Origin of the sequence: Streptomyces aurantiacus JA 4570, from assembly GCF_000414115.1 — a bacterium.
In the GTDB taxonomy this organism is placed as follows: domain Bacteria; phylum Actinomycetota; class Actinomycetes; order Streptomycetales; family Streptomycetaceae; genus Streptomyces; species Streptomyces aurantiacus_A.
In genome coordinates this window covers 1-3814 of the sequence record NZ_AOPZ01000092.1, presented here as the reverse complement: position 1 = coordinate 3814, position 3814 = coordinate 1, and the positions used below count along the sequence as shown (strand labels likewise).

Here is a 3814-nt window from a genome sequence, read left to right as displayed (position 1 = left end):
GGCGCGGCCGACCCCGCGGACCCGCTGTGCGCGGCGCATCTGCACTGCCCACCGCTCGCCCTCGCGGCCGCGGCCGATCTCGCGGCGTCCGCGCTCAATCCCTCCATGGACTCCTGGGACCAGGCGCCCGCGGCCTCCGCCCTCGAAGCTCTCCTCACCGCCACCCTGGCCGCCGAGGTCCACGGCGGCCCGGAGGGCGCGGCCGACGCGCTGATCACCACCGGCGGCACCGAGTCCAACCAGCTCGCCCTGCTCCTCGCCCGCGAACAGGCCGCCGCCCACGGCCACGCCCTGCACGTCCTCGTGGGCGCCAACGCTCATCACTCCCTGGGCCGCGCCGCCTGGCTCCTCGGCCTGCCGGAGCCCGTCACCGTGCCGGCGCCCGCCGGTGTCCTCGATCCCGCCGCCCTCGACGAGGCCCTCACCGAACTCCCCGGCCCGCCCGGCGGCTTCCTCGTCGCGGCCACCGCCGGCACCACCGACGCCGGTCTCGTCGACCCCCTCACCGACATCGCCGACCTGTGCGCCGCCCACGGGGCCCGGCTGCACGTCGACGCCGCGTACGGCGCGGGCCTGCTCTTCAGCGACGTGCACAGGGCGAAGCTGCACGGCCTCGACCGGGCCGACAGCGTGACCCTCGACCTGCACAAACTCGGCTGGCAGCCGGCCGCCGCCGGAGTCCTCACCGTCCGCGCCACAGCCGACCTCGACGTCCTCGGCCACCGCGCCGACTACCTGAACGCCGACGACGACACCGAAGCCGGCCTGCCCGACCTCCTCGGCCGCTCCCTGCGCACCACCCGCAGACCCGACGCCCTGAAGATCGCCGTCACCCTCAAGGCCCTCGGCCGCGCCGGGCTCGGCGCCCTCGTCGACCAGGTCTGCGACCGCGCGCGGGAGTTCGCCGACCTCGTCGCGGCCCACCCCGGCTTCGAGCTGCACGACAAGCCCGCCATCAGCACCGTCCTGTTCCGGCCCGCGGGCGCCGACGACGACCACATCGCGTACGTACGAAGGAAGCTCCTCACCGACGGCACCGCCGTCCTCGGCCGGGCCCAGCTCGACGGCCGCCGCTGGCTCAAGGCCACCCTGCTCAACCCGCACACCCGCCCCGAGGACCTCGTGGCCCTGCTCACGCTCGTGGAAGGAACAAGCCCTCGATGAAGGACGCGTCGGCCACGCCCGATCTGCCCGACAAGCCCGTCCGTGCGCCCGCCGCCCCCGCGGGGCCCCGCGACCTGGTCGGCATCGGCATCGGCCCGTTCAACCTGTCCCTCGCCGCGCTCGCCCAGCCCCTCGACGGCGTCGACGCGGCGTTCTACGAACAGCGGCCGTCCTTCCACTGGCACCCCGGCCTCCTCATCGACGGCGCCACCCTGCAAGTGCCCTTCCTCGCCGACCTGGTGACCCTCGCCGACCCCGCGAACCCCTGGTCGTTCCTCAGCTATCTGCGCTCCCGCCAGCGCCTCTTCCCGTTCTACTTCGCCGAGCGCTTCCACATCCGGCGCGCCGAGTACGACGCCTACTGCCGGTGGGTCAGCGAGAACCTGCCCGCCCTGCACTTCGGCCACCAGGTCGACGCCGTCCGCTGGAACCCCGAACGCGCCCTGTTCGAGGTCGACTTCACCCAGCTCGACGCCGACGGCGAAGCCGAGGCCCTCGGCCGCACCCACGCCCGCAACATCGCCCTCGGCGTCGGCACCGCCCCTTATGTCCCCGAGCCCCTCAGGCCCCTCGCCGACGCCCCCGGCGTCCCCGTCATCCACTCCGCCGACTATCTGGCGCACCGCGACCGCTTCCTGGCCGCCGAGCACATCACCGTCATCGGCTCGGGGCAGTCCGGCGCCGAGATCTTCCTCGACCTGCTCAAGCACCGTCCCGCCGGACACGAGAAGATCCACTGGCTGGCCCGCAGCGCGGCCTTCGCCCCCATGGAGTACTCCAAGCTGGGCCTGGAGCACTTCACCCCCGACTACACCCGCTACTTCCACGCCCTGCCCGAGTCCGTACGCGACCGGCTCGTCCCCGGCCAGTGGCAGCTCCACAAGGGCATCGACGCCGACACGATCGCCGCCATCCACGACGAGCTCTACCAGCGCACCCTGCACGGCGGCTGGCCCGACGCCGTCCTCACCCCCGGTGTCACCGTCCGCACCGCGGGACGGGTCGCCACCACCCGCGTCGAACTCCACCTGGAACACGTCCAGCAGGGCACCCGCTCCCGTCTCACCACCGACGCCGTCGTCCTCGCCACCGGCTACCGCGAGCGCCCCCTCGACCAGCTCCTCGCCGGCCTCGACCCGTACATGCGCCGCGACTCCTCCGAGCGCCCCCGCATCGACGAGCAGTACCGCCTCGTCCTCGACCCCTCGGTCACGGGCACCGGCGCATCCGTCTACGTACAGAACGCCGAACGCCACACGCACGGCGTCGGCGCGCCCGACCTCGGGCTCGCCGCCTGGCGCAGCGCCACCATCCTCAACACCCTCACCGGCAAGGACCCCTACCCGCTGCCCGAGCGCACCGCCTTCACCAGCTTCGGCCTCACCGACCCGCGGCCCCGCACCCCCGCGGCCCGCGGCGAGCAGCCCACCAACCTCGTCCGCCTCAAGAACTGACCCCGCGGCGCCCGCCGCTCGCCCGCCCCGGCTCCGCGAGCGCGCCCACCGGCGCCACCACCCGCCGCGACCGGGGGCACGACCACACCGCCGTGCCCCCGACGACCTCCGCGGCCAGCGGATGCGACGCCGGATGGTCGGGGCACTCCGGCCACGTCGCCGGCAGCAACTGCGAAGCCAGCGCCTCCACGGCCCAGTCCTTGACCTGCTCGGCGAGCTCCGCCACCTGCTCGGCGGGCGCCGCGCCCTCCGGCACCGACACCCCCACACCCGAGCCGTCGGCCTCGTACAGCATCACCAGCGGCGCTTCGTCGAAGTCGAGCTCCTCACGGACGTTCGGCTGGACGGCACACGTCGCCCGCAGATCCCGCAGCACGACCGTCAGCGCCGTGGCCAGTTCCTCGTTCATGCTCCAGAGGCTATCCACGGCCGGGGTCAGGGGCGGCAGCCCCCTGTCCGACCAGCCGCACCTCCCGCTCCCCCGTGGTCCCCTCGACCTCAAGGACCCATACCTCGTTGGCGCCCTTCCGCAGCACGGGGCCGGGGACGTACAGCCCGTGCTGGGGGCCGACGGCCCAGTAGCGGCCGAGGCAGAAGCCGTTGAGCCAGACGAATCCCCGGCCCCAGCCGGGCAGTTCGAGGGTGGCGTCGCCGGGGCCGCGCAGGTCGAGGGTGCCGCGGTAGAGCCCGGGCCGCCCCCGGGCCGGCTCAAGGCTCGCGGCCAGTCCTCGCACGGCCTCGGCGTCGTCGAAGGCGCCGAGGGGCAGGCCGACGGCCCGCACCCCGTGCGCGTACTGCCGCTCGTGCAGGATCCCGCCCGTGATGCCCTTGGGCTCCCCCACGCGCGGCCCGTAGTTGACGCGGCCGAGGGACTCCGTCCACAGCGTCACGCGGGCGGGTCCGGCGACGGGCTCCGGCAGGGTGGGGGCGTCCTCGGTGAGGATGCCGGCCGGCACGCCGTCGACGTGTACGACGGCCCGGTCCCGCAGGCCCCGGGCGGTCAGCGGGTAGGGCTCGCGGGGGCCGGGGAGGTCGAGGGTGTAGCGGACCAGGCCCCGGTCGACGCCCAGGTCCTCGAAGGTGGGGGGCACGGCGTGTTCCGTCTCGGGGGTGCCGAGGGCGTCGGCGAGGGGGTCGAGGGGCACCCAGTCGGTGAGGCGGGCCGAGGCGGGGGCGGCGAGGGTGGCGGGGGGTGG

At 74.8% G+C, this 3814-nt stretch carries 3 protein-coding genes and 1 pseudogene; 2 read left to right on the top strand and 2 right to left on the bottom strand.

Features of this window, described 5'->3' with window-relative positions:
• Together STRAU_RS12030 and STRAU_RS12025 are read left to right on the top strand one after the other, a co-directional pair.
• Positions 1-1164, top strand: a 1164-nt coding sequence (locus STRAU_RS12030) for a pyridoxal phosphate-dependent decarboxylase family protein (protein ID WP_037658852.1), incomplete at its 5' end; no start/stop codon positions are given.
• Positions 1161-2618, top strand: a complete 1458-nt coding sequence (locus tag STRAU_RS12025; protein ID WP_016640572.1) for a lysine N(6)-hydroxylase/L-ornithine N(5)-oxygenase family protein — start codon at positions 1161-1163, stop codon at positions 2616-2618. The genes STRAU_RS12030 and STRAU_RS12025, both read left to right, overlap by 4 nt.
• Here the strand turns inward: STRAU_RS12025 and STRAU_RS12020 are convergent.
• Both STRAU_RS12020 and STRAU_RS12015 read right to left on the bottom strand, forming a co-directional pair.
• Positions 2608-3027: a hypothetical protein gene (locus STRAU_RS12020; RefSeq protein ID WP_016640570.1), complete on the bottom strand. Its 420-nt coding sequence runs from the start codon at positions 3025-3027 to the stop codon at positions 2608-2610. The genes STRAU_RS12025 and STRAU_RS12020 overlap by 11 nt on opposite strands.
• 10 nt (positions 3028-3037) lie before the next feature.
• Positions 3038-3814: pseudogene (locus tag STRAU_RS12015) on the bottom strand (beta-galactosidase); the annotation flags it as partial.